Source organism: Cupriavidus sp. UYPR2.512 (assembly GCF_000379565.1).
Taxonomy (GTDB): domain Bacteria; phylum Pseudomonadota; class Gammaproteobacteria; order Burkholderiales; family Burkholderiaceae; genus Cupriavidus.
Genome location: NZ_KB902854.1, coordinates 95,325 through 119,123 on the forward strand (window position 1 = coordinate 95,325; position 23,799 = coordinate 119,123).

The following is a 23,799-nucleotide window of genomic DNA, read 5'->3' on the forward strand; positions in this document are numbered from 1 at the left end:
CTGCCGGGTGCTCTCCAACGCGTTCCCGTCACGGCGCAAACAGTATGGCGGTGACGACATGAAGCCTGCTCACGCATTGATTGTGACTTGCGTCATGCTGGCCGCCTGCGTATCGACAGGCGTCGAGGTGAAACAGGAGCAAATGGCGAACTTCCTGCTCGGTTTCTCCACCCTCGACGACGTTACCAGCCAGCTGGGGAAGCCCTCGTCGCAGACCACCCTGGTCAACGGGTCGACCATCCTGATCTATTCGTTCGCGGCCTCCAGGCCGCACCCTGAGAGTTTTCTCCCGTTCATTGGCCCGCTGTTCGCCGGCGGCGCGATCCGATCGTCGACGGTGTTCTTCGAGTTCGACGAGAATGGCGTCCTCAGGAGCCAGCGCCTGACGACGTCCGGTAGCGTTTCGGGATGGAGCGTGCTGCCGCCTGACGTGTTGCCATAGGCGGGGGGGCGGTATACTTCCGCTCCTTTACGGCCCTGGCCAGACACCCGAGAGTCCCATGAGCGCTTTGCCTCCCTGCCCAAAATGTCATTCCGAGTTCACCTATGAAGACGGCGGCCTCTACATTTGCCCGGAATGCGCGCATGAATGGTCGGCGCAGGCCGCGGCGACGGCCGAACCGGAGGCCAGGGTGTATCGCGATGCAGCAGGCAATGTCCTGCAGGACGGGGACACCGTCACCGTCATCAAGGACCTGAAGCTGAAGGGGTCGGCCGGTGTGGTCAAGATGGGTACCAAGGTGAAGAACATCCGCCTGGTCGACGGTGACCACGATATCGACTGCAAGATCGACGGCTTTGGTGCCATGAGCCTGAAATCGGAGTTCGTCAGGAAGGTGTGAGCGGGCGTTGCACCTGCGCCAAGGCACCCTGCTCACGCGCATCCGTGCCGTGGCGGGGCCGGGGCGTCAGTTGAAGACATCCTGCCGGTACCTGCCCGCGCTGACCAGCTCCGCCAGCCAGTCCGACGCCGCCTCCGGCGTCATGCCCCCTTGCTCCGCCCCGATTTCCAGCAGCACCTGCCTGACCGCGGGCGCCATGTGGCGGCCGTCGCCGCACACGTAAAGGATCGCACCCTGGTTCAGCCGGGCCCAGACATCGGCACGGCGCTGCCACAGCAGGTCCTGCACGTAGCGCGGCTCGCCATCCACGACCGAACAGGCCAGGTGGACCTGCGCCACGCCCTGTGCCTGCCATCGCTCCAGGTCGTCGCGGTAGAGCCAGTCGTGCGCGGGATGGCGGCACCCGTAGTACAGCTGCACGGGGGCCACCGGCTGCCCGGCCGCCTGTTGCGCGGCCCGCTCTTCAAGAAAGCCGCGGAACGGCGCAATGCCTGTGCCGGGGCCAATCAGGACCATGGGCGTGGCCGGATCTGCCGCGGGTGCGAAGGTGGGATTGGGCGTGCGGATGGCGCCCGCCACCATGGCGCCGGGCGCCAGGCCCTGCAGCCAGGTAGAAGCCACGCCGCGGAAAAGTCCGTGGCCCGACAGCGCCGCAGACCAGACCGTGCCGACGGTGATGGTTGCCACGTCGGGCGAGACCAGCGGCGATGAGGCAATCGAATAGAACCTCGGCCGCATCGGCACGGTGCAAGCCAGCAGGGCGGCCAGATCCAGCTCGATGGCGGGAAAGCGGTCCAGCACGTCGGCCAGCCCCAGCCGGCGCGGTGCCACCTGGGCGGTGTAACCGGTCTCGGCGTCGTCCGAGGCCAGCTGCTGCAGGGCCTGGCGCGTGACCGGGCAGCGCGAAGACTGCGACAGCAGGCGCAAAGTATGGCGCGACACCACGTCCTGCAGTTCCACAAAATGGGTCAGCAGCTGGCGCACGGACAGGGCCTCGCCCAGCGGCAGGCCGCGTGCGGCGCCGCCGGAGGCGGACAACGTGACGATGGCTTCCGGGTCGATGTCGATCCGCTCACACAGGGCCGCGACCATCTCGGGCTGGTTCTGCGGATAGACAGCGAGGTGGTCGCCCGTGGCGTAGCGCACGCCTTCGGGCAGCCTGAGGCGGATATCGCGCGTGGAAGTCCGCGGCGCCTCGCGCGAGAAGTCCCACAGGCCGGATGGATCGTTCACCAGCTCGGTGTTGGCCAGGACCGTGAAGTTCTGGGTGTTTGCCGGCAGCGTGGACGCGCGGATCCCGGCGACGTCTCTCATCTGCACCCGGACCGGCGGCGTTCCCTGGGCTGGCCCGCCCACGCCGTCACCGGCCTGCAAGGCTTGCCACAGCAAGGCCAGCCAGCGTTCCGCGGCCTGGTCGAAGTCGCCGTTGCCGTCGGCTTCGCCACGCGGCAGCAGCGGACTGGCGCCGGCATTGGTGAAGAATTCATGGACCCGGCGCGGGAAGGCCTGGTACGTCGGCCATTGCGAGTTGCCGCAACCCAGCACGGCCACGCTCAGCGCCGGTGCGCGGTAGCCGCTGGCGGCGCCGCTATCGAGCAGCGCTTCGAGGCGCCTTGCCGAGTCTGGCGCGCGGCCGTTGTAGGTGGCGGCGATGATGACGGCCACGCCGGTGGGCGGGAGCGCGTCGGCCACATCGTCCAGGTCGCGCAGCGTCGCATCAAAGCCTGCCGCCAGCGCGCCGGCATGCACCTGCTCAGCCAGTTCGCGCGCGGTGCCGAGGCTGGATCCGCACAGCACGGCAAGCGGCCTGCCGCCGCCCCGCACATCGGGACCCGCCTGCGGCGCTTGCGCGGTCCCGGCCACCGGCGCCGCGGCGATCCGCTCATGCGGCCGGCGCCGGCGCGCACGCACTGTGAATCCGTCTGGCTTGATCGTCAGCGTTTCCTTGATGCGGAACTGGTAGTCGTGCGCGTCGGTGAACTGGAAATGGCGCAGCATCAGCGCCAGTGCCAGCTTGGCCTCGGTCAGCGCAAACTGGCGGCCGATGCACGCACGCTCCCCGTTGCCGAAAGGCATGTAGGCGTGGTGCGGCAACCTTGCCTCCTGCTCAGGCAGGAAACGATCGATGTCAAAGCGTTCCGGGTCGGCCCAGACCTTGGGGTCCCGGTGCAGCGCGGTCAGCACGACCGACAGGCGCCTGTCCTTGCGGATCAGGTAGCGGCCGCCCAGCAGCGTATCTTCAAACGGCGCCACGGCGAAGGCGGGCGCGGTGGGCCACAGGCGCAACGTTTCCTTCAGCACGCGGTCCAGTACCGGCAGCCGCGCCAGGTCGGCGTAGACCGGCGCCGCGTCGCCGGGCAGCACGGCGTCCACCTCGGCGTAAGCCTGTGCCATCACGCCCGGGTTGCGCAGCAGTTCATACAGCGCGAAGGTGAGCAGCCCGCTGGTGGTCTCGTGGCCCGCAATCAGGAACGTGATGACCTGGTTGCGGATGTTCTCGTCGTCCAGCCGCTGGCCGGTGTCCGGATCCCGCGCTTCCAGCATCAGGCCGAGCAGGTCGTTGGCCGTGCCGCCCCTGGGTTCGCCCGCATTGCCCGCGCGCCGCCGCCGGATCACGTCGTCCACCAGGTCGCGCATAAAGCGGGTGTCCTGGTCGAACTTCTGGTGTGCCGCATGCATGAAGCGGTCTTGCAGGGCAAAGCGGGTCAGCTTGGACATCGCCTCTTCCAGCGCGCCGACCATGGCCTCGATGAAGGGGTGCAGTTCTGCGCTGGCGAACGATTCAAAATCGTAGCCGAAGCCGGACAGCGCGATGGTATCGAGTGTCAGCCGCGTCATGTCGTCTGCGACCGCGATATCGGCATCCGGGCCTTGCCGGTCCCATTTGTCCACCAGCCGGTTGGCCACGCGCAGCATGACGTCAAAGTAGCCCTTCATCGCGCGCTGGCTGAACGCCGGCATCAGGATGCGGTGCGCCTTGCCCCAGTTGGCCTCGTCGGAGCGTGCGGTGAACAGGCCGTCGCCGGCCATGCCGCGCAGGTAGGACAGCGGCGGGCCGATGTATTTGCGGAAACGCGCGGCATCACACAACTCGGTGGCCAGTGCCACCGACGTCACAAACGGCACGCGCCGGCCGGCGAAATTCAGCTCGAAGATGCCGTCATGGTGGCGGCTGCGCGCCAGCAGGTGTTGGCCCAGCGCACCGGGTGTGATCTGCAGCAGGTTGCCCACCAGCGGCCAGCCCGGGTCGCGCGGGATGGGCTCAGGGACGGGGGTATGCATGGAGCGGGCAGGGGATTGATGCGGCGCGTCGGAGGCCTGGTCGGGGCTTGATAGCTCAATGGGCGGCGGCATGGCAGGGCTGTGTCTCCTGAACGGGCGCTGACACGCGATTTGCCACGTGCGGCCGTTTCATTTAACGTAGACATCTGTCTACCGGCGCAAGCGTAGACAACCGTAGACATGCTGTCAACGAAGCATGTCCGGCAAAAACCGAGTCCTGCTACTAAACCGCATTCATGGAAGCCATTGCCGACGGCAAACGCCGCCTGATCGACGCCGCGTTGCGGCTGGCCGCAGCCAAGCGCAGCTTTGCGGCACTCAAGCTGCGCGAGATCGCGCGCGAGGCCGGCCTGAATCCCAACACGTTCTACCGGCATTTCAGCGACATGGAAGACCTGGCCATCACCGCCATGGCCGAGGTAAGCGCTGAACTGCGGCCAATGCTGCGTGCGGTCCGATGGGCCGCCGCCCGGGACAACCCCGGTGAAGTGGCCGCACGTGCCTGCGAAGCCCTGTTCTTGTACGCGCAGCATCACCCGGATGCATTCATCGTTGGTGTGTGCGGGATCACGGGCCCGCAGCCCGCGCTTCGCGTTGCCATTCGCACGGTGCTGGATGACATCGCTGCCGAGATGGCGGAAGACATCGAGCGGCTGGGGCTGTGTCCCAAGCTCTCACGCCCGGCTATTGACGACGTCTGCGCGTACGTCGTTTCATACCTTTTCCACCAATGCGTCGACTACATCGAAGCCGATGCTGCCGGACGGCGCAGGCTGATGGCGCGCTCGGTGCAGTTGAGTTGCTGGCTGCTGCAGGGCGCGGCAGGGCCGAAGGCCCAGCCGGGAACGAAATCAGGCAGGGAGCGCAAGGCTGTGGCTGCGTAGCAGGTTGCGACGAAGCCCGCAGAAGGCAGGACCTCAGCCGAAGCGGCGGTCGAAGCGAAGGGGAGTGTCCAGGCCAGCGCTCACCCTGAAATTGTGACGCCACACTCTTGCGTCACCGCCAACAGCTTCTCCATGTCTGGCGCGCCTGGCGGAATTTCTTCATCGAGCCGCGTGAATAAGCGCGATGCGTTTCCGCCGTGGCTGGTGACTGAAATCATTTCGCCGCCGCCGAAGCCGAAACGGAAATAATGCACCGTGCCGGCTGGCACATGAACAAAGGTGCCAGCGATAGCAGTGATCGCTTGATCGCCATAGCCGATTTCGACCGTCCCCTTGGTAACGTAGAACGATTCGTCCCAGTCATGGCTATGGGGCGGTGGGCCACTGCCTTCTTCGCCCTGCTGCAGAAATACCTCATAGCCTTGCGTGGCGGCATTGGATGCCAGCACCGTGATCCGCTCTCCCACCACGTTGAGCGGGCGTGCAAAAGTATCCGGAGTCACCACAAATGGTTCTGGTTTCATACTTCTCTGCTCCGTCAGTGAGAACGATGCCGTGGCAATGCTACCCGGGTCCGAAGCATGCGGTAGCTCCAAAGCTAGCCGGCCACGGTGCCAGGCGGGTGCCTCCTTTCTTGATGTCTGGAAATTCTAGGCGGCCCACGACGGGAAGTCATCGCCAGGAATCGACGATTGCCGCGGCCAATGTGCGTCGGCAAACATTGCTCCCAGCGCAATGTCACTTGCTCCTGGCTCGCTTTCCCATTTCAATGGAGTTGACAGGGAGAAGGGGGATGACATCATGGCAGTCACTCGCTTGCAGAGCATTCCGGGCATCGGGGTTGATCGGATGGCCGACAAGGCTGACTCGATGCGAAATGCCAATATCTTGCGGCTAGAGAACCTCGACACTGACTTGCGGCCGCCGCCGGCGGCGATCCGGCGCACGCATGAGGCGATCGATGACGATGCTGCCAACAGCTATCTGCCATTCATGGGCCAGCATGCACTGCGGGAAGCCGCAGTCGAGCGCGTCCGACGCTTCTCCGGCGTCACATACGACCCTGATACCGAATGCATCATTTCCGCGGGTGGATTGGCCGGGATTCTGAATGTCCTGCTATCTACACTTGAGACGGGGGACGAGGTAGTACTCACCGATCCGACCTACGCAGGCCTGATCAATCGTGTCTACCTCGCAGGGGGCCTGCCAAGATTTGCGCGCCTCATACCAGGGGTCGACGGCTGGCGACTCGACCTGGAGAGCCTCGCTGACGCGATTGGGCCCCGCACACGGGCATTGCTCATCATGTCGCCGTCGATGCCGACTGGCTTCGTCGTGTCCGCGCCGGAGTGGGAGGAGATCGCCCGGCATTGCGATCAGGTTGGTGCGTGGCTGGTATATGACGCTGCCATGGAAAGAATCCTGTTTGACGGCCGGCAGGTTGTCCACCCCGTTTCTCTGCCTGGCATGCGCGAGCGCACCATCACAGTTGGCTCGGTTTCCAAGGAATATCGCATGATTGGCTGGCGAGTCGGCTGGATAGTCGGGCCGGAACAGCTTATGGCCGACGTTCGGCTGACCAGCTTGTCGAACGTCGTCTGCCAGGTCGGCATCGCCATGCCAGGGGCCACAGCCGCACTGACTGCCAGCGATGATGGCGTGGCCGCGGCAACGGCAGAGTGGGAATCGCGCCGCGATGTGTTGTTGTCCGCGCTGACTGATCTCCCCGTGATTCGTCCGCACGGCGGATGGTCTCTTCTGATAGATACTCAACGGCTCGGCCTTGCACCGTCGGAAGCGTCCAGGCGCTTGCTGGCGCGAGGCGAAGTGGCGGCCACGCCGATGGATAACTGGGGGCCAAGCGGCATCCGGTACCTGCGCTTCGTATTTGCCAATGAGCCGGTCGAGCGCATGGCTGACATTCGCGAGCGGATTCGCCTGGCGTGGGACATCTGATACGTGCGACGCTGAGCGACGAAAATGCTGGCCGCTTCCGGTCACAATGGTTCCGAGGGCAGCGACCGAACCCTCCTGTATTTCGGGTGGCTGACCCTGTTCATCGCCCTGGCAACGCCAGCCGGTTCCCTGGTTGATATACAGACGTCGTACCTGCTCAAGAACCAGTTGCATGCGACGGCAACGCAGATCTCGATATTCCGGCTGGTGACGGGCATACCAGTGTACGTTGCGTTCGTTTTTGGTCTCGCGCGCGACCAATGGAACCCACTGGGATTGCGGGATCGCGGCTTCTTCCTGATTTTCGCTCCGGTGACCGCGGCGGCGTTCATCTGGATGGCGTTTTCAGGTTTCTCATACGCGGGACTGCTTATCGGGATGCTGCTGGCAATGCTGTCGTCCCGATTTATCGCCGCAGCCTATCAGGGGTTGATCGCTCTGGTGGGCCAGGAGAAGTTCATGTCCGGGCGCCTGAGCGCTCTGTTGAACGTGGTCGGCTCCGTCCCGGTTGTTGCGGGAGCGTTCGCCTCCGGGTACATCTCCGATCATCTTGCCGCGAAAGAAGCCTTCCTCCTGGTGGCGATGTTCGCCTTATTGATTGCCGTGTTGGGGCTCTGGAATCCCGTTTTCGTCTTCGGCCATATCTACGAGAAGCCGCAAGCCAGGGGTACAGATCTCGTTGGGAATGTCAGGCGGCTGGTGAAGCATAGGGCCGTTTATCCAGCGGTTCTCATCTGCTTTCTGTGGAACTTTGCGCCAGGAGCGGCCACGCCGCTGCAGTTCTATCTGAGCAATGAGCTGCATGCATCGGATTCCATTTACTCGTACTACAACGGGATCTTTGCCGCCGCGTTCATCCCGACATTCTTGCTGTATGGCTTTCTGTGCAAGCAGGTATCGCTGAACAAGCTGCTGTGGTGGGGAACGATCGTCGCAGTGCCGCAGATGATTCCGCTGGCATTCATTCACTCAGCCAATCTCGCCCTTGTCTTGGCGGCACCGATAGGGCTGATGGGCGGTGTAGCCACGGCAGCATACTTCGATCTCGCGATGCGGTCCTGTCCGCCGGGCCTGCAAGGAACCTTGATGATGCTGGTGGATGGCGTTCTCGCGCTTTCGGCGCGTGCCGGCGATCTCCTGGGCTCGTGGATCTATAACAGCAGCCCAACGCACGGCTTCACGTATTGTGTGATCGCGACTACCGCGGTGTACGCACTGATCCTGCTTTTGATCCCGCTGACGCCAAAAGCACTGATTGCTACCAGGGATGGCGAACCAGGCCCGGCGGTCCAAGCGCTGGCGGGCGAGGAGGCGGGCACACCCTAGTAATGTATGGTGGCCGGGCTCTGGATGCCGGCGTTCTCGTCAACGACATACGCTTCGATTCCTGCGCTGCCGCCATTCCACCAGTTTGTCATATCAAAGACAGTCTCGTCGTCCAGCCGCTGGACATGGACGCCGTAGATGGTTAGCGGCTTGCCGGGCGCGCAGACCGCGGGCGATGTCAGTGGCCTCAGGAAGTGAACAGCGCTGGGCGATGTCGTGGATAGGTTGGTGACGCGCTGTGCAACGAAACGGCCCGAGATCTTCTGAATCTGCAACGCTGTCTCGACGTCCAGGCCAATCCCTCGGGCGGCCGACGGGTTCTTCAGGACGCCGCCCTCGCAGCCAGAACCGGACCATGGCGCAATGCTTCTTGACAGGAACGTGACCAGCCTGCCCATGCGATCGCGCGAGTCGAAGTGCGGATCGACGAAGGTATCGTCCAATGCCGTAGCGTTCAGGAAACTGGGGCCGGAAAACCCTTTCGGGTCAAATGTCATGTACTTGTTGTACGGATCGCTCAGCGCCTGCGGCGATGTGACCGTCCCCTCGATGGCCGAGAAAACGAACTGCCCCAGGACGTTGGCCCCGGCGCTGGTGCCGCCAACAGGAACGTTCTGCTGCATGAGCGCGGCGATGGTGGTGTTGAGCTTCGTGCCTTTCCAGAACTTGATGTAGTTGCTCTGATCGCCGCCCGCAATCCACAACGCGTTCGCGCTGCCGACAACGGCATTGACAAACGGGTCATTCGCCGCAGCGGTGTCGGTAATGACCAGCGTTTCCGCGGCAGTCAGGCCGAGGTACGCGCCACCGACATACCCGTCCACTGCGGGGATATCGGTCGCGTTCTTCTTGTTGCTGTAATAGAAGTAAGGGTCGTAAGCGTCGGTACCGGTCGCGCGAATCACGACCATGCGGCCGCCCGTAGCTTTCGTAATGCCCGCCTGCTGAATCATCCAGCGATACGCGCCATCGACATCAGGCCCGCCACCCATGATGACCACCGGCTGTACCGCCTGTGGCTGAGGTGAGGGGAGGGTCTGCACAGGCATCGGATCACCAGTCTTGAAGTACTGTGTACCGGTTACGAAGTAGCTGTAGGAGGGGGTAGTCTTGTCACCTGCGAACGCAGGGGGAATCAGCACCCCGAGTACCACGCTGATACAGGCGACCGCGTAGTACGCCACCACCATGCAACGCTGTGTGAACTGCGAAATGGATTCCATGACGTGACACCCCCTGCCGCGATCTTCTTTGTACAACTCGTTGACGACAGAAAAGCAACGCGCCAGATCCCTGGAAGGGCTGGCACATGTCACGTCACCAGGCAAAAGCTCCCGGCCGCTATTCCAAGCACGAGGACGTGCAGGCGTTCCGTTATAGATGCTGGCGCACAAAAACTCCAGCCAACCCTGGCCGCTGCAGAAGATGCAGTGAGGCAGAAACGACCACCAGCAACAAAGCTCGTATCGCGGCCAGCTTCCAAAGGTCACTACTGGCAGCGCTCACGCATGCCGGATCGCCATGAGAGCAAGGGTGCCACGGCAATCGGAAAGGTCTGTTCGCTTGCGTACGCTGGCGTTGTGCTGCTTGCCAGCGCAGCCGCAAAAGGCTAACGGTCTGCCAGCCTCATGCCAGCTTGTGTAGCCGGCCTCGGCGATGTGACACAGCGCTCAGTCAGCGCACCGTTGAATGAACTGCGTCATGGCAGGGAGGATGGATTGCCGGAAACGCTGGCCTGCGAAGGTGCCGTAATGACCCACGCCGTCAACGACCAGGTGTTCCTTCCGGTCGGCGGCAAGGCCTGCGCAGAGCGCGTGAGCCGCTTCGGTCTGGCCGCGGCCGGTAATGTCATCGTCGCTGCCTTCGATGGTCAGCAATGAAACGTTCCTAATGGCCTCGGGGTAGACACGGCGCTGGCCGACTTCCATGCAGCCGCGGCACAGGTGATGCTCCAGGAAAACCTTCTGGATGGTTTCCAGGTAGTACTCGGCCGGCACGTCGAGCACGGCGTTGTACTCGTCATAGAACTTGCGGTGCCTGGCTGCTTCGCTCTGCCTGCCATCGACCAGGTGGCGGTAAAAGTCGAGGTGTGCACCGGCATGCTGTGCGACGTTCATCGATACGAAGCCTGCAAGCTGGAGGAAGCCCGGATACACCCGGCGCCCGTTTCCCGGGTAGCCGGCGGGCACCCGTTCGATGACGTTGGCCTCGAACCACGCCAGCGAATATTGCTGCGCGAACTGGTCGACCGCCGTCGGGCTGACGCGGGTGTCGATCGGCGCGGCGATCAGGGTCATGGAGCGGGGCTGCATCTGCTCGTTGTCTTCGGCCATCTGGGCGACCGCGCAAAGCACCGGGACCCCGGGCTGGCAAACCGCCACGATATGGGTACCCGCGCCGAGGTATCGCAAGAACTTTTTCAGGTAATCGACATAGCCGCCGAGATCAAAGTGCCCGGCGTTGAGCGGCACCAGGCGCGCATCGGCCCAGTCGGTGATGTAGACATCATGCCCGGGCAGCAATGCCTCGACCGTCGGGCGCAGCAGGGTGGAGTAGTGGCCGGAGAGCGGCGCCACCAACAACACCCGCGGGCCAGGACTGGACATGTCCTTCCTGAAATGCAGCAGCCGGCAGAAGGGCTCCTCGATGAGCACTGTCTCGGTGACGGCCACCCGTTGCCCGCGTACGAAGACCTCGTCGATCTCAAAGCGAGGTTTCCCGTAGGCCTTGGTCAGCCGGGTGAACAACTCAAGCGCGGCGTCGGCCTCGCGCAGCCCCGGAAGCCAGGCGACCGACTCGCCCCAGAAATTGACTGCACGATAACCTGCCTCGATCATCGCCCCGAGCGGGCCAAGGGACTGCAGCGTGAGTTCCCGCAGAGCATAGAGCGCCATGGCGATTCCCGCCTCTTGAATAGGGTTGGTGTGTTGTTCTGGCGCAGGGGCCGGCAAACCGGGCGCCGCGCAATGCGGGCTTCAGCGCAGATGGCGCGCCCGACAGCCGCACGGCCGGCTTCGTGCAAGGTGGGCGGGCGGGCGACAGGTTTCTGCCGCGGGTACCTCAGTGGGAAGGTGGCGCTGGTGCACCGGGAAGTGCTGCGCGCGGCTCAGGTGCCGTCGATGTCGAATGGACTGGCTGCGGGAAGCACCGGTGTTGCCGTGGCGGCCGTTGCGGCCGGACAGATGCGCGCGGCCCAGGTCGCACGCGAATCGGCTGGAATGCTGCATGATGCCCCCCCACTACTCAAGCCACCAGCATTTGCGTCGCAATGCCAGCGGAACAGCTGCAAATCAAGTTACGCTATTTACATTCAGTAACATATTCGATCTAACCCTATTGCAACGCTTTGCATACGTCCTTGGCAACGAAGGAGCGCTGGCGAGGTCGTTCGATGCGAATGTGGCCTTATATGCTGGCGATATGTGATCCTATATTGCCAGCAAGGCGGACCTAGCCGGGCCGTCTGCCAGGCTATTTGTAAATTTTTGCAAGTTGCGTTCGGATAAAACGCAAGGCAGGCGGATGTCGTTGACCCGCCCCGTCCGCTTCCTCGCTGTCACGCTACCCGGCCAATGAGCGGAATCACGCCAAAGGCAACAGTGGCCAGCATCATGACCACCGCCGCCGACAGCGCCCAGAGCAGCGTATAGCGCTGGTGATCGCCAAATTCGACCTCGGCCAGGCCGACCAGCAGGTAGGTCGACGCGACCAGGGGACTCAGCAGGTGAACCTGCTGCCCGATCAGCGAGGCGCGTCCGATCTCCGCCGCGCCGATGCCATAGACGGCGGCGGCCTTGGCCAGGATCGGCAGGATGCCGAAGTAGAACGCGTCGTTCGAGATAAAGAACGTGAACGGAATGCTCAGCACCCCGGTCACCAGGGCCATGTACGGACCCATCCAGTCCGGCACGGCGCTGATGACGCTGTTGGCGATGGCGTCGACCATCTTGGTGCCCGACAGGATCCCGACGAAGATGCCGGCGGCGAAAATCAGCGACACGACCGGCACGACGTTGGCGGCATGCGCGCCGATGCGCTCCTTCTGCTCGTGCAGGCTCGGGTAGTTGACCATCAGCGCGATGGCGGATGCGATGATGAACAGCGCAGGCAGCGGCAAGGTGCCGAGAATCAGCAGCACCATCAGGCCGATGGTCAGCAGGAAGTTGAACCACAGCAGCTTCGGCCTGGCGATCTGCGGATCGCCGGCGGCAGCCTCCGTCATGGCATGGCCGTCAGCGCCGGCCCCGGTGCGCATCAGTGCAATGCTGCCAAGCCGGTTGCGTTCGCGGCGGCCGAGCAGGAATGCCACGAACAGGCCCCACATGCCGGTGACAATCATCGGCAGGATCATCGGCACGAACAGCGACCCCACGTCCACGCCCAGCGCGCTGGCGGCACGCGCGGTCGGGCCACCCCAGGGCAGGATGTTCATCAGTCCGCCCGCCATCATGATCACGCAGGCCAGCACCAGCCGGCTGATGCCCAGGCGCTTGTAGAGCGGGAGCATCGCGGCGCAGGTGATCATATAGGTGGTGGAGCCGTCGCCGTCGAGCGACACCAGCGCGGCCAGCACAAAGGTGCCCATGATGATCTTGACCGGGTCGCCGCCCACGATTTTCAGGATCACCCGCACCACCGGATCGAACAGCCCGGCATCGATCATCAGGCCGAAAAACAGGATGGCGAACATCAGCATCACGCCGGTCGGCGCCAGCTTCTTGACGCCGTCCAGCATCATCGGGCCGAGTTCCGGGCCGAAACCGCCGATCGCGCCGAACGCAATCGGAACGAGGATCAGCGCCACCATGGCGGAGAGCCGCTTGGTCATGATCAGTGCCATGAACACGATCACCATCGAATAGGCAAGCAGGGTCAACATCGTCTTCTGTATCTCTTTGCCGCCAAGGCCGCGCGGGGCGCCTGGGCGGGTGTGTGTACGTCCGTCTGGCGCACGAGGTTCAGGGCGAGGTCATCCCCCCGGGGCACGGATGGGCCGCGCCGGGTATGGAATGACCGCGGAGGGTGGCAGTCTTGAACGCTGGCCCGTACGGGCCGCCGCGGCAAGACTTGTCGCGCCCGGCAGGTGCCGCGCGCTGCCGGGGCGTGGATCAGCCGGCGGAAACGATGCGTTTCACTACCGCGTCCGCAAACTGCAGCGTGGAGGCCGTGCCGTGCAGGTCGCCGGTCTTCACCTGGTCCTGGCCGAGGGTCAGCTCGATGGCCGAGCGCAGGCGCGCGGCCAGGTCCTGGCGGCCCACGTGGTCGAGCATCAGGCCGGCGGCCAGCATCAGCGAAATCGGATTGGCAATGCCCTTGCCGGCGATGTCGGGCGCGGAGCCATGCACCGCCTCGAAGATCGCAGCATCGTCGCCGATGTTGGCGCCGGGTGCCATGCCAAGCCCGCCTACCAGGCCGGCGATCTGGTCTGACAGGATGTCGCCGAACAGGTTGGTACAGAGCAGCATGTCGAAGCGCCACGGGTTGAGCACCAGCTGCATGGCGCAGGCGTCGACAATGATGTCGTCCATGTCCACGCGGCCGGCATAGTCCTGGGCGACTTCACGCGCCGCTTCCAGGAAGATGCCGGTGAGCGCCTTCAGGATATTGGCCTTGTGCACCACCGTAATCTTCTTGCGGCCGTTCCTGACGGCGTAGTCGAAGGCGAAGCGGGCAATGCGCCGGCAGGCGTCACGCGTGTTGGTGCCGGTGGACACCGCTACCGCATGCGGGTCGTCGCCAACCGGGATGTAGTAGTCATGGGCCACATAGAAGCCGCCGACGTTCTCGCGCACCAGCACCAGGTCGATATTCTCGAAGCGGCCCGGCACCAGGGTGCGGGCCGGGCGCACATTGGCATAGAGGTTGAAGGCTTCGCGCAGGCGCACATTGACCGAGCGGAAGCCACCGCCCACCGGCGTGGTCAGCGGCCCCTTCAGGGCCAGGCCGGTGCGGCGGATGCTGTCCAGCGTGTCTTCCGGCATGGGATCGCCGCTGTACTCGACGCCGGCCATCCCCGCCCGCCGGATATCCCAGGCAAACGGCGCGCCAAGCGCATCCAGCACGCGGACGGTGGCGTCCACGACTTCGGGACCGATTCCGTCGCCGGGGATCAGCGTGGCCGGGATCTGTTCGCGTGCACCGTTTTCCATTTGCGTTCCTGTCGTGAAGTAAGCGTTTCGCTGGCCGGCCAAGGCGCCGGGCCAGGGAGGCTGTGTTTCTCGTCCCTGGGGGCGTCGGTCGAGGATTCGGGCGTTTGCCGCCGGTCCCGCTGACCAGGGGCCCGATTCTAGGCGGGGAAGGCTGTCAGGAAACTGTCAATGTGCCGGCTATGTCATTGGGGTTTACACGGGGGCGGCGAACTCTGCTGACGGAGCGCGGCTGACGCATCGGGGCCGGTGACAGTGAAATCGTCGCGGGTGCAGTGCGCCAGGATTGGCCGCGACGATGAACGTGCGCTGAGGCCCGGAAGCCGCGCTAAGCGGGCAGGCGTGCCGCCTTGAATTGCTTCCAGAGGCGGCGCAGCGGCGCCTTGTCAACGCTGACGCAGCTTGCGAAATAGCCGCGCGCATAGCCACAGCCAATCGCAAGTTGCTGCCGCTCTGTCCCCAGGCGCAGCAGCAATCCCTCTGCAACCGCCATATCATTGCGCCATCCCAGGTCATCCTGCAGGCGCGACAGTTGCCGTCGATAGCGGCTCACCTTATTCGCGGCAAACAAGGATTCAAAGAACTCGGTCGCATAGCGCAGCTTCTTTGCGGCGATACGCGCACGATGGCGCCGCTGCTCATCGAGCTTTGCCATGCCCCGCCCCCGCTTGAGCAGCCTGCGTTGCCGCCTGCGCAACGTGGTCAGCGCGAAGTCCCTGGCGGATCCGGTGAGTGTCGCGCGCTGCGCCTCGTCAAGGCCATGGCGCCAGTCCGCGCTGCCCAGCCAATGGCTCAGCGTCAGGATCAGCCGGGTGTGACGATCGGAATTCACAGCCTCGGCCGCGCGTTGGCGGGCATCGGCTGCGACTGCCTTTGCCGCGGCAAGCACGGCGCCCGCGCCCACGTCCTCCGGCGCGCCATCGAATGCGTCAGGCAAGGTGGTGCTGGCAAGCACTTCCCAGTCACGTGCGGGGCCCAGTTCATCGGCAATCCATTTGAGTTCCGATTGCAGTGCCGGCGGGCAGGCAATCAGCGGCTCAAAGATGTCAAGCGCGGACCGCAGGCGACGCAGGCCCACACGCATCTGGTGCACGCATTCCGGATTGGAGCCGTTGACCACGCCGCGTTCGTTCCCCGAGATTTGCGCCAGGCAGTTCCGGGCAATGCACTCAAACACGGCTTCAGCCGACCCGGCGTCGGCCAGTCGGAGAGGCTCCGCGCGTACCGCTTCATTGGCCTCGTCAGCGACCAGCGCATAACCACGGTCGCCTTTGCTGGCGCGGCTCAGGCGCATTGGCACGGCGTCGAGCAGCCGCAGGGCAAACGCTGACAGATGGGCCGGCTCCCCGGCCTGGATCTCCATTTCAAGCTCGCGGATCGGCTCCGTGACATCGTTGGCGCGGACAACGCCGCGATCGACAGCGAGTTCGACCTCGTCGCCCTGTGGCAAGCGCAACAGCAGGACCGTGCGCCGGACATCCGTGATGAAGATCGGCTTCAGGCGTTCTGCCAGGTCGCCTTCACGGAGCAGCGTCCCCAACGTAGTGCCCTCGGGCAGTTTGTCTCGCAGTGCAACAAGATCTGGCGTATTTCCGGGAACCGCCGACTCAAACTCATCGCGCTCGTAAAGCGCCCCATGCTGCGTGCCCCAGGTCTTCAACGTCTGCACAAAATGTTCACCCGCTTGCCGCACGCGCAGCGATGCGTGCATACGCCGGAAAGCAAGATCCGATGTATCGAAATACGTGCTCACGAGCCTGTCTTCATGCGGCGGCTCCACACAGCAGGACGACACCAGGGGTAAGCCGATCAGCCCTTCGGCCTGGTCCTGCAGCAACTCGAGCTTGAGTTCGCGTTCCATTTATCCGAGCGTTGCCGTGCCCTCGAATTTTGCGAATACCCTGGCCTGGACTGCGTTCATCACTGCAAGGATCTCGTCATTGGCGGGGCCGCTGGTCGTCACGCCGGTGGCGTTCTTCGGCTTCGAGCCGGGCGGGTCGAAGACAAAGAGCGTATCGAATTTTCCGGCCGACGCTTTCTTCAGGCGCCGGTTAAGTGCTTTCAGGTATCGCTTCTTGTCAGTCTTTGACATAGGTTCCAAGGTCATCCGCGGTGGTAGTAACGACCCAGTCATTGAACTACCCGCTTAGTGAATTCACTGCTTCACAAGCAGCACTGCTAGTGCGACTGGCTTCCATTCGACTCCCCGCCTGCGAAGGGGGTTTCGTGCTCCCGCAACTTCTGCAGCGATCGGGTCAGCCTGGCGCCATACTTGCGGTCCGCGGCCAGCAGCAGGCCCTCTATGCCGTTTTCCAGCCCCGCAAGCTCGCGGTCGCCCGGCAGCCTGGTCGCTTTCATCTCCTGCAATTCGTTGGCAATACGCTTCCCCAGCTTGCGCACAAACTCCGGGTCAAGGTGACCTTGCGCTGCAGCACCTCCAATGTGCTCGATCAAGCGCTTCAGACCTTCCGGGGTGGTCTCGGTCGCAGATGGCATTTCGTTTGTCATTGGCAGCTCCAATGGGCGCGTAAAATCATTCTAGGTATCGGATGCTCATAAGATGGTACGTATTTCGCGAGCGCAGTGCGATCAGATTCGCCTCGATATGCGTGATACGCCAGCTAGAATCTGGAAGGATTCCCCCGCACCAGCACTCAGATCATGAAACCCAAATCCGATCCCATGCAGAATGCGCCGCCGATGGTTGCGGGGGAGGGGCGCCTCGGCACCCCGGTCGACCCGGATGGCCTGCTGAATGGCAATGAGCTCTATATCAACCGCGAACTCAGCCAGCTGGAGTTCTTCGGCCGCGTGCTGCAGCAGGCCGCTGATCCCGCGGTGCCCCTGCTGGAGCGCCTGCGTGCCCTGTGTACCTTCAGCAGCAATCTGGATGAGTTCTACGAAATCCGCGTGGCAGGCCTGAAGGAGCAGTGCTTGCTTCAGTCTCCGGTGGCCGGCCCGGACGGGCTGACGCCGCAGGCGGTCTATGCCAGGGTCAACCAACGGGTCCGGGAGCTGGTCGATCAGCAGTACTGCCTGTTCAATGACATGCTGATTCCGGCCATGGCCGAGCAGCAGATCCGCTTCTTGCGGCGGCCCTCGTGGAACCCTGCGCAGGCGCAATGGATCCGGGAGTTCTTCTTCGCCGAACTGATGCCAGTCCTGACACCGATCGGGCTGGACCCGGCGCATCCGTTTCCACGGGTTCTTAACAAGAGCCTGAACTTCGCCGTTGAGCTCGAGGGCAAGGATGCGTTCGGGCGCAACTCCGGCTATGCAATCGTGCAGGCGCCACGAGCGCTGCCGCGGGTTATCGCATTGCCACCGGACATTGCCGGATGCGAGCATGGCTTTGTTTTCCTTTCCTCCATCCTGCATGCCCACGTCGGCGAGCTGTTCAGTGGCATGACGGTGCGAGGCTGCTACCAGTTCCGCGTGACCCGCAACAGCGAGCTGTTCGTGGACGAGGAAGAGGTCAAGAACCTGCGCGAGGCGCTGCAAGGCGAGCTGCCGCACCGTCATTATGGTGATGCGGTCCGGCTGGAGGTGGCTGATAACTGCACGCCGGCAATGACTGCGTTCCTGCAGCAGCAATTCGGCCTGGCGGCAAGCGAGGTGTTCTCCGTCAACGGACCGGTCAACCTGGTTCGCCTGATGCAGGTGCCAGATCAAGTGGACCGGCCGGAACTGAAGTACCTGCCTTTCCGGGCCGGCCTGCCGAAGGTGCTGCACGAGCATTCCGATATCTTCCGCGCCATTCGCGAGGGCGACATCCTGCTGCATCACCCGTTCCAGTCGTTCACACCGGTGGTGGACTTTGTCAGGCAGGCGGCACAGGACCCCGATGTAGTGGCAATCAGCCAGACTGTGTACCGGGCCGGGCACGACTCGGTCCTGCTCTCGGCACTTATCGAGGCCGCGCGCAACGGCAAGGAAGTCACCGTCGTGGTGGAACTGCTGGCCCGCTTCGATGAAGAGGCCAATATCGGCTGGGCTACGCAACTGGAGGAAGTCGGCGCGCATGTCATCTATGGGGTAGTCGGTTTCAAGGCGCACGCCAAGATGGTCATGGTATTGCGACGCGAGGGTGGGAAGCTCCGGCGCTATGTGCATCTCGGAACCGGGAACTATCACCACCAGACCACGCGCACCTATACGGATTTTGGATTGCTCACATGCAATGAGCCGCTGACGCAGGACGTGGCGCAAGTGTTCAGCCAGCTGACGGGCCGTGGCCAGACCCATTGCATGACCTATATCTGGCAATCGCCCTTTACGATGAAGAAAGCGTTGCTTGAGGCGATCCGGAGCGAAGCCGGGCACGCCAAGGCCGGCCGCAAGGGATGGATCATTGTCAAGATGAATGCATTGCTGGAGCCTGACCTGATTCAGGCGCTGTACGATGCCTCACGTGACGGTGTCCGCATCGATCTGATTATCCGAGGCGCCTGTGCGCTGCGTCCCGGCGTTGCCGGCTTGTCGGAGAACATTGAGGTGAAATCGGTCATGGGCCGGTTTCTCGAACACTCGCGCATCTTTTATTTCCACGATGGCGGGGCGGAAAAGGTCATGCTATCCAGCGGTGAATGGATGGAACGAAGCTTGTCCCGGCGCATCGAGATTTGCTTTCCCATCCTCGATGCCAGGTTGAAGGAACGCGTCATCGCGGAAGGGCTGAAACCGTACCTGGCAGACCGGCGTGACACCTGGCAGATGGCGCCGGACGGAAAATACGAGCGTCAGGCCTCGCGTGACGGCGAGGGCGTGCAAAATATCCTGCTGTCGGCGTTGACGTGATCGCTGCATAAGGGCGCCGCGCCGGCGTGATCGTGCCTTTGCTCAACTGAGATCGTCCTGGATCGTCCTGGCTCGGCCGGTGGCCTGCTTTCAGCATTAATTTGATGTGGCCCATGACGTTTCATTTGCTATACATACTTTTTCCGGTCGCTCTGGCGGCCTGTCTACTACTTCCTCGGTAAGCCATTCAGCTCGCCCCGGCATTCCACTTCAGTGGGGATTGACCGCATTTTTCGGGGCGCCGGATACCCGTGTCCGCAGTGCCTGCCGGAGCCTCCGGAAACTACTCACCATGGCTGGCAATGCCTTGTCCTGCAAGGCTTCACGGGAATCCCGCAGCCCCGCGGCGACGGTACCCGTGACTAGTCCCGTGCGCTCCGACATTATCCTGCGCACCGGTGGCGCGGCGCCTTTTCATCCGCGCCGCGGGACGCCATTCCGCATTACCGCGGCTCGTCCATAGGGCCGATTTTCCATTCCGATTCCGCCAGCTAGATTGACCTCATCGTTGGCGCTGCCAAAGCCATCGAATTTTTTGCTTGATCAAAAGGCAAAGGAAAGGGGGTCCATCCATGAAACGCATCCACATGAAGCTGGCGGCCTTGCCGCTCGCCTGTCTCGTCATCACGGTCGCAGGTTGCGGGGGAGGCGGGGGCGACTCGACGTCTACCACTGCCGCCACCACAGCACCAGGCACCGGAACGTCAACGTCAACGTCAACGCCAACGTCACCCGCGTCACCTACGTCGCCAACAACGCAGACCGCGGCCAGCAGCAGCGCCATGCTGTCGGGTACTACCGATCCCGGGCCCGAGATCGGTAAAGACGGGGACTTTTACCTGAATACCGTGACCTGGATGTTGTTCGGGCCCAAGGCAAACGGCGTGTGGCCGGCAGGGGTTTCGGTGGCTGGTACCGGCAATACCGGGGCGGCCGGGAACACCATCCTGTCCGGCTCGGTCGATCCGACCGACAGCGTCGGCAACAATGGTGACTACTACATCAATACCTCCACCTCGACCCTGTTCGGGCCCAAGGCGAACGGCACGTGGCCGCCGGGCGTCCAGATGGGTGGCGGCACCGGGTCGGGCACCGGCGGCGGCGTCGTGCTGACGGGCGCGGGGGCGCCAGCCAACAGTGTCGGCAACAATGGCGACTACTACCTCGACACCAACACCTGGACGCTGTACGGGCCCAAGGCCAATGACGTGTGGCCGGCAGGGGTCACGCTGGTCACACAGCCGGGCGGCAGCGGCGGCACCGGCGGCACCGGTGGCGGCACTGCAGGCAATGGCGGTCACATCCTGTACGGCAGCGGTGCGCCGACCGACGACATCGGCGTCGATGGCGACTTCTATTTCGACACCACGACCTCGACACTGTACGGTCCCAAGGCGGGCGGCAAGTGGCCGACCTCGGGCGTGACCATGGGGACAGGCACCGTCTACAACGGCAACTTCAACGTGCCAGACACGCTCAGCCGCGGCAGCTATGCCATGACCGGCGCCGGCGGGGCGGTGCCGTTGCCGACTGACTTCGGCGTCGTGATTCCCTACGATTGCACCCGTGTCACGCTTACTGCCACCACACTCGGCAAGGTGCAGGGAACGCTGGACATTTCGGTGTACAAGGTGACCGGGTCCGGCGCTTCAGCGACCATCACGCCCCTCAAGGATCTGAGCTGCAAAGTCACCAACGGCCTGCAGAACTGCAGTGAGGAGGCGCCGGCCGGTATCGTCAACCACAACGACAAGCTGCAGGTACAGGTCGACAACAACCAGGCCACCGATTGGGGAGGCCTCGCCGTCAACCTCGCCTGCGTGAAGTAGGCACGTTGGATGGCGGCGCGCGTCTGGGCCGGGGGGCAGACGCGCGCCTGAGCGGAGGCAGGGCAAATTGTCCTGCCTCCTTTTATTTGGTTCTTATATGAACGCGCCTCGTCTTCGCCGATTAGCGGGGATTGATTTTTTGCTTTGGCACTGCGGGCGGTTGTCGTGCTTGACGGGTGTGGTCTGTTTCGCCGGCGTAGCCGGCGACCTACTTCTTGTCCGAGCGACAAGAAGTAGGCAAGAAACGCGTCGCCTGAGCGGCTGGCAATCCATTCCACGGCGTTGGTAGTTCGCACGGCAGTGCTTGCCGTTCGATGTGGTTGCCCGTTCGAGCCTGCTACGCCATGTGAGTCAGGGACAGTGCCTGCGTTAACCCACTATTGAACGATCCCCATGCAGGGCGTAGGCCGCCTGCTGCAAACGGCATCGCGGGGACGCCTGCGGCTGCTGCGCAGGCTCAAAATGCGCTGATGGTCATTGGGCGCTTGCGCGGAGCGCAGCCGAAGGCGTTGATGCGATAGCGCTGGAGAGCGCGGGCCGCCGCCCGACTTGGGGATCGTTCAAAAACCGGTTATCGCAGGCACTGGCCCACACTCGCATGGCGTTAGCAGGCTCGAACGGGCACCCACGTTTAAAGGAAACCGAAGTCGCCCGTATGACCAGAAGCGGTGAATGGATAGCCAGCCGCTCAGGCGACGCGTTTCTTGCTTCTTCTTGTCGCTTGGACAAGAAGAAGTCGCCGGCTACGCCGGCGAAACAGCCACGCCCGTCAAGCGCGACACCTAACCGCAGTGCCAAAGCCCAAAACCCGCAGTTCGGGTGCATCGCCAACGTCCTGATGCTTCATCAGAGCCGCGCGTATCCGGCCGGACACTGACTAGCCGCCAGCGCGGGCCACAACTTCAGCCGGCAGCCTGCGCCGCAGGCATAGAACCCTGAACGTCGAGGCAAGCAGCCACTCCCAACGGCGTCGCCATGATGTCCGCATCGCGTCGCCGGGCCCCAGGCACGGCTGTGCCGGCTCCGTATCGGCTGGCACGTCCGCATGCAGCGTGGGCTGCGCGAAGATGGCGTGCCCGCTGTACTGGGCCAGCAGTTCCTCGCGGCTGACTTCCTGCACCCCGCCGCCCCAACCTGGCAGAGCGACGAGAAACCGTCCGTGCTCGCAGCGCTGCAGCAGTACGCACGGCCTGTTCTGGTCCAGCAACAGGATGGCCGGTATCGAGGTATCCGCGATAGCGTCGAGGTCGCGCTCCGCCAGCCGGGTCGACAAGCCGGCGCGCGCCGCCGCGGCGCATAGCAGCGGCAACGTCAGGGCCTGCCCGTCCAGCGGCAGCCCTTCCAGCAGGACCGCTGAAGGCACCGTCCGTTGCAAGGCCCGGTTCAGCAACAGCAGGCAGCCCAGCATCGGATCGTCCGCAGCCGTGGGCCGGCTCATTGCGGCAGGAGGCTCCCGCCGGCCCGCAATGAAATACAGGCCGGAAGAGCCGGGATGCACAGCGGGCGTTGTGCTGGGTTGTTGTGTGCGCCGCGGTGGCGCTGATTCAGCTTCAATGTCTTTTGCTGGCGCCTCGCATAGTGCAAGGTCAGCCGACGCATCTCGCCCGCGCGGACTCCGTTCACCCATGATTCCCCCCGGTTTCAGTGGTGTGAGCTCTACTGTGAGGGTAGTGCACCAGGCTGCGCGAGCCCATCATGCAAACAGGCTAGTGCAGCCGCGGCAAGGCTGATTCAGGATTGATACGCCCGGGGCATGCCTGTTCCCTGGCGTGGACCGGCCGGCCCTCTCAACGCCGCTGCGCCAGCCAGATCCCCGCCGCGATCGCGGCCAGCCCCGCTGCGTGGTACCAGCGGGGCCAGTCGCCCAGCAGCAGCGTGGACAGCAGGGCAGCGAATACCGGTGTCAGCGTGATAAAGAACACCGGTAACTGAGCCCCCGCGCGGGCGATGGCGCGGTCCCAGGCAAAGTAGGCGAGCAGCGAAGGAATGGTCGCTACATAGAGCAGGATGGCCGCAACCTTGCCGCTCCATTGCAGGGGCTGATCCAGCGTCATCAGCTCCCATGCCGTCACGGGAGCGCTTGCCAGTACGCCGGTGACGATCTGCGCGAACAGCAGCACGGGCAGGGGCACGGCGGGGCGCTGTTTGCGCAGCAGCCAGGTATAGCCGCTCCAGGCGATGGTGGCGGCCAGCATGAACAGGTCGCCAGCGACCAGGTCCAGCTGGGCGAGCCGGCCCAGCTCGCCGCGTACCAGGACGAAGGTCACGCCTACCATGCACAGCAGCGCCCCGGCGACATGCCATGGCTTCACCCGTTCGCCAAAACAGATCGCGCCGATCACGATCAGAAACAGCGGCGTGGATGCGCCGATCAGCGTCACGTTGATCGGTGTCGAGGTGGTCAGCGCCAGGTACTGCAGGGCGTTATAGCTGGCGATCGAAAGCACGCCCAGAGCGGTGATTACGCCGGCGTGCCGGCGCAGTGCCGCGCGGTGCTCGATCACGCCGCGCCAGGCAAAGGGTGCCAGCAGCAGCCCGGCCAGAACCCAGCGCACAGAGTTCAGCGTGATGGGTGGCACCGTGCCGGCGGCCAGGCGGCCGACGATGGCATTGCCGGCCCAGCTCAGTGGCGGGAAGGTAAGCAGGAACAGCGTTGTCCAGTCGATGCGTCCAGTGGTGTTGCTGCTTGCGTGCATGGGGATGGGGCGCTTGTAAAAAGCGCATTATCCGCCAT

General features: G+C 63.8%; 19 protein-coding genes. 7 read left to right on the forward strand and 12 right to left on the reverse strand.

The annotated features are described in order from the left end of the window. Positions 1-58: 58 nt before the first annotated feature. Positions 59-442 carry a hypothetical protein gene (locus tag A3A5_RS0105170; protein WP_026200471.1) on the forward strand — a complete coding sequence of 128 codons (384 nt, stop codon included), beginning with the start codon at positions 59-61 and terminating at the stop codon, positions 440-442. A 58-nt stretch (positions 443-500) separates the two neighbouring features. Further along, positions 501-842, forward strand: coding sequence for a zinc ribbon domain-containing protein YjdM (locus tag A3A5_RS0105175; protein WP_026200472.1), 342 nt, complete (start codon positions 501-503; stop codon positions 840-842). A gap of 66 nt (positions 843-908) precedes the next feature. On the opposite strand, the gene A3A5_RS0105180 is transcribed toward A3A5_RS0105175, so the two are convergent. Next, the gene (locus tag A3A5_RS0105180) at positions 909-4,196 is read right to left on the reverse strand and encodes a bifunctional cytochrome P450/NADPH--P450 reductase (protein ID WP_018309554.1); all 3,288 of its coding nucleotides are present in this window, start codon (positions 4,194-4,196) and stop codon (positions 909-911) included. Positions 4,197-4,360: 164 nt separating this feature from the next. On the opposite strand from A3A5_RS0105180, the gene A3A5_RS0105185 reads away from it, so the two are divergent. Then, positions 4,361-5,008 (forward strand): TetR family transcriptional regulator, encoded by a 648-nt coding sequence (locus A3A5_RS0105185; protein ID WP_018309555.1) that lies wholly within the window; start codon positions 4,361-4,363, stop codon positions 5,006-5,008. 80 nt (positions 5,009-5,088) lie between these two features. Here A3A5_RS0105185 and A3A5_RS0105190 read toward each other — a convergent pair whose 3' ends face one another. After that, a complete protein-coding gene (locus A3A5_RS0105190; protein WP_018309556.1) occupies positions 5,089-5,532 on the reverse strand; it encodes a cupin domain-containing protein in 444 nt (147 codons plus the stop codon). Between the two features lie 277 nt (positions 5,533-5,809). Between A3A5_RS0105190 and A3A5_RS0105195 the strand changes: the two genes are divergently transcribed. Together A3A5_RS0105195 and A3A5_RS0105200 are read left to right on the forward strand one after the other, a co-directional pair. Next, entirely contained in the window at positions 5,810-6,967 is a 1,158-nt protein-coding gene (locus tag A3A5_RS0105195) for a pyridoxal phosphate-dependent aminotransferase (protein ID WP_026200473.1), read from the forward strand. 24 nt (positions 6,968-6,991) lie between these two features. Beyond that, positions 6,992-8,293: an MFS transporter gene (locus A3A5_RS0105200; RefSeq protein WP_018309558.1), complete on the forward strand. Its 1,302-nt coding sequence runs from the start codon at positions 6,992-6,994 to the stop codon at positions 8,291-8,293. On the opposite strand, the gene A3A5_RS0105205 is transcribed toward A3A5_RS0105200, so the two are convergent. The 7 genes from A3A5_RS0105205 to A3A5_RS0105235 form a co-directional block, all read right to left on the reverse strand. Further along, on the reverse strand, positions 8,290-9,516 hold the full coding sequence (locus tag A3A5_RS0105205) for a cyanophycinase (RefSeq protein ID WP_026200474.1): 1,227 nt from the start codon (positions 9,514-9,516) through the stop codon (positions 8,290-8,292). The genes A3A5_RS0105200 and A3A5_RS0105205 overlap by 4 nt on opposite strands. A gap of 447 nt (positions 9,517-9,963) precedes the next feature. Beyond that, on the reverse strand, positions 9,964-11,187 hold the full coding sequence (locus A3A5_RS0105210) for a polyhydroxyalkanoate depolymerase (RefSeq protein ID WP_018309560.1): 1,224 nt from the start codon (positions 11,185-11,187) through the stop codon (positions 9,964-9,966). A gap of 662 nt (positions 11,188-11,849) precedes the next feature. After that, positions 11,850-13,172, reverse strand: coding sequence for a CitMHS family transporter (locus A3A5_RS0105215; protein WP_018309561.1), 1,323 nt, complete (start codon positions 13,170-13,172; stop codon positions 11,850-11,852). A 229-nt stretch (positions 13,173-13,401) separates the two neighbouring features. Continuing rightward, a complete protein-coding gene (locus tag A3A5_RS0105220) occupies positions 13,402-14,442 on the reverse strand; it encodes an isocitrate/isopropylmalate dehydrogenase family protein (protein WP_018309562.1) in 1,041 nt (346 codons plus the stop codon). 325 nt (positions 14,443-14,767) lie between these two features. Further along, the gene (locus A3A5_RS0105225) at positions 14,768-16,300 is read right to left on the reverse strand and encodes a CYTH and CHAD domain-containing protein (RefSeq protein WP_018309563.1); all 1,533 of its coding nucleotides are present in this window, start codon (positions 16,298-16,300) and stop codon (positions 14,768-14,770) included. Beyond that, positions 16,301-16,531, reverse strand: coding sequence for a hypothetical protein (locus A3A5_RS0105230; protein WP_018309564.1), 231 nt, complete (start codon positions 16,529-16,531; stop codon positions 16,301-16,303). Between the two features lie 86 nt (positions 16,532-16,617). Continuing rightward, positions 16,618-16,947 carry a hypothetical protein gene (locus A3A5_RS0105235; protein ID WP_018309565.1) on the reverse strand — a complete coding sequence of 110 codons (330 nt, stop codon included), beginning with the start codon at positions 16,945-16,947 and terminating at the stop codon, positions 16,618-16,620. A gap of 153 nt (positions 16,948-17,100) precedes the next feature. Between A3A5_RS0105235 and ppk1 the strand changes: the two genes are divergently transcribed. After that, on the forward strand, positions 17,101-19,236 hold the full coding sequence (ppk1, locus tag A3A5_RS0105240) for a polyphosphate kinase 1 (RefSeq protein ID WP_026200475.1): 2,136 nt from the start codon (positions 17,101-17,103) through the stop codon (positions 19,234-19,236). Positions 19,237-19,738: 502 nt separating this feature from the next. On the opposite strand, the gene A3A5_RS44375 is transcribed toward ppk1, so the two are convergent. Further along, positions 19,739-20,020: a hypothetical protein gene (locus tag A3A5_RS44375; RefSeq protein ID WP_232431267.1), complete on the reverse strand. Its 282-nt coding sequence runs from the start codon at positions 20,018-20,020 to the stop codon at positions 19,739-19,741. Between A3A5_RS44375 and A3A5_RS0105245 the strand changes: the two genes are divergently transcribed. Beyond that, complete coding sequence (locus A3A5_RS0105245) at positions 20,019-21,065, forward strand: hypothetical protein (protein ID WP_018309567.1); 1,047 nt, start codon at positions 20,019-20,021, stop codon at positions 21,063-21,065. The genes A3A5_RS44375 and A3A5_RS0105245 overlap by 2 nt on opposite strands. An 877-nt stretch (positions 21,066-21,942) precedes the next feature. Here the strand turns inward: A3A5_RS0105245 and A3A5_RS0105250 are convergent. Further along, entirely contained in the window at positions 21,943-22,503 is a 561-nt protein-coding gene (locus A3A5_RS0105250) for a cysteine peptidase family C39 domain-containing protein (protein ID WP_157637134.1), read from the reverse strand. 349 nt (positions 22,504-22,852) lie between these two features. After that, positions 22,853-23,761 (reverse strand): DMT family transporter, encoded by a 909-nt coding sequence (locus A3A5_RS0105255; protein WP_018309569.1) that lies wholly within the window; start codon positions 23,759-23,761, stop codon positions 22,853-22,855. Positions 23,762-23,799: the final 38 nt, after the last annotated feature.

Bases quoted from the DNA above. Each gene is read 5' to 3' on its own strand.
- A3A5_RS0105220 (WP_018309562.1), bottom strand. From the start codon at position 14,442: ATGGAAAACGGTGCACGCGAACAGATCCCGGCCACGCTGATCCCCGGC.
- A3A5_RS0105205 (WP_026200474.1), bottom strand. From the start codon at position 9,516: ATGGAATCCATTTCGCAGTTCACACAGCGTTGCATGGTGGTGGCGTAC.
- A3A5_RS0105190 (WP_018309556.1), bottom strand. From the start codon at position 5,532: ATGAAACCAGAACCATTTGTGGTGACTCCGGATACTTTTGCACGCCCG.
- A3A5_RS0105250 (WP_157637134.1), bottom strand. From the start codon at position 22,503: ATGAGCCGGCCCACGGCTGCGGACGATCCGATGCTGGGCTGCCTGCTG.
- A3A5_RS44375 (WP_232431267.1), bottom strand. From the start codon at position 20,020: ATGGCGCTGCTGCTGGCCGCGGTCTGCGTTGTTGGCGACGTAGGTGAC.
- A3A5_RS0105230 (WP_018309564.1), bottom strand. From the start codon at position 16,531: ATGTCAAAGACTGACAAGAAGCGATACCTGAAAGCACTTAACCGGCGC.
- A3A5_RS0105235 (WP_018309565.1), bottom strand. From the start codon at position 16,947: ATGACAAACGAAATGCCATCTGCGACCGAGACCACCCCGGAAGGTCTG.
- A3A5_RS0105255 (WP_018309569.1), bottom strand. From the start codon at position 23,761: ATGCACGCAAGCAGCAACACCACTGGACGCATCGACTGGACAACGCTG.
- A3A5_RS0105200 (WP_018309558.1), top strand. From the start codon at position 6,992: ATGCTGGCCGCTTCCGGTCACAATGGTTCCGAGGGCAGCGACCGAACC.
- A3A5_RS0105210 (WP_018309560.1), bottom strand. From the start codon at position 11,187: ATGGCGCTCTATGCTCTGCGGGAACTCACGCTGCAGTCCCTTGGCCCG.
- A3A5_RS0105195 (WP_026200473.1), top strand. From the start codon at position 5,810: ATGGCAGTCACTCGCTTGCAGAGCATTCCGGGCATCGGGGTTGATCGG.
- A3A5_RS0105170 (WP_026200471.1), top strand. From the start codon at position 59: ATGAAGCCTGCTCACGCATTGATTGTGACTTGCGTCATGCTGGCCGCC.
- A3A5_RS0105225 (WP_018309563.1), bottom strand. From the start codon at position 16,300: ATGGAACGCGAACTCAAGCTCGAGTTGCTGCAGGACCAGGCCGAAGGG.
- A3A5_RS0105245 (WP_018309567.1), top strand. From the start codon at position 20,019: ATGCTGTCGGGTACTACCGATCCCGGGCCCGAGATCGGTAAAGACGGG.
- A3A5_RS0105175 (WP_026200472.1), top strand. From the start codon at position 501: ATGAGCGCTTTGCCTCCCTGCCCAAAATGTCATTCCGAGTTCACCTAT.
- A3A5_RS0105180 (WP_018309554.1), bottom strand. From the start codon at position 4,196: ATGCCGCCGCCCATTGAGCTATCAAGCCCCGACCAGGCCTCCGACGCG.
- A3A5_RS0105215 (WP_018309561.1), bottom strand. From the start codon at position 13,172: ATGTTGACCCTGCTTGCCTATTCGATGGTGATCGTGTTCATGGCACTG.
- A3A5_RS0105185 (WP_018309555.1), top strand. From the start codon at position 4,361: ATGGAAGCCATTGCCGACGGCAAACGCCGCCTGATCGACGCCGCGTTG.
- ppk1 (WP_026200475.1), top strand. From the start codon at position 17,101: ATGAAACCCAAATCCGATCCCATGCAGAATGCGCCGCCGATGGTTGCG.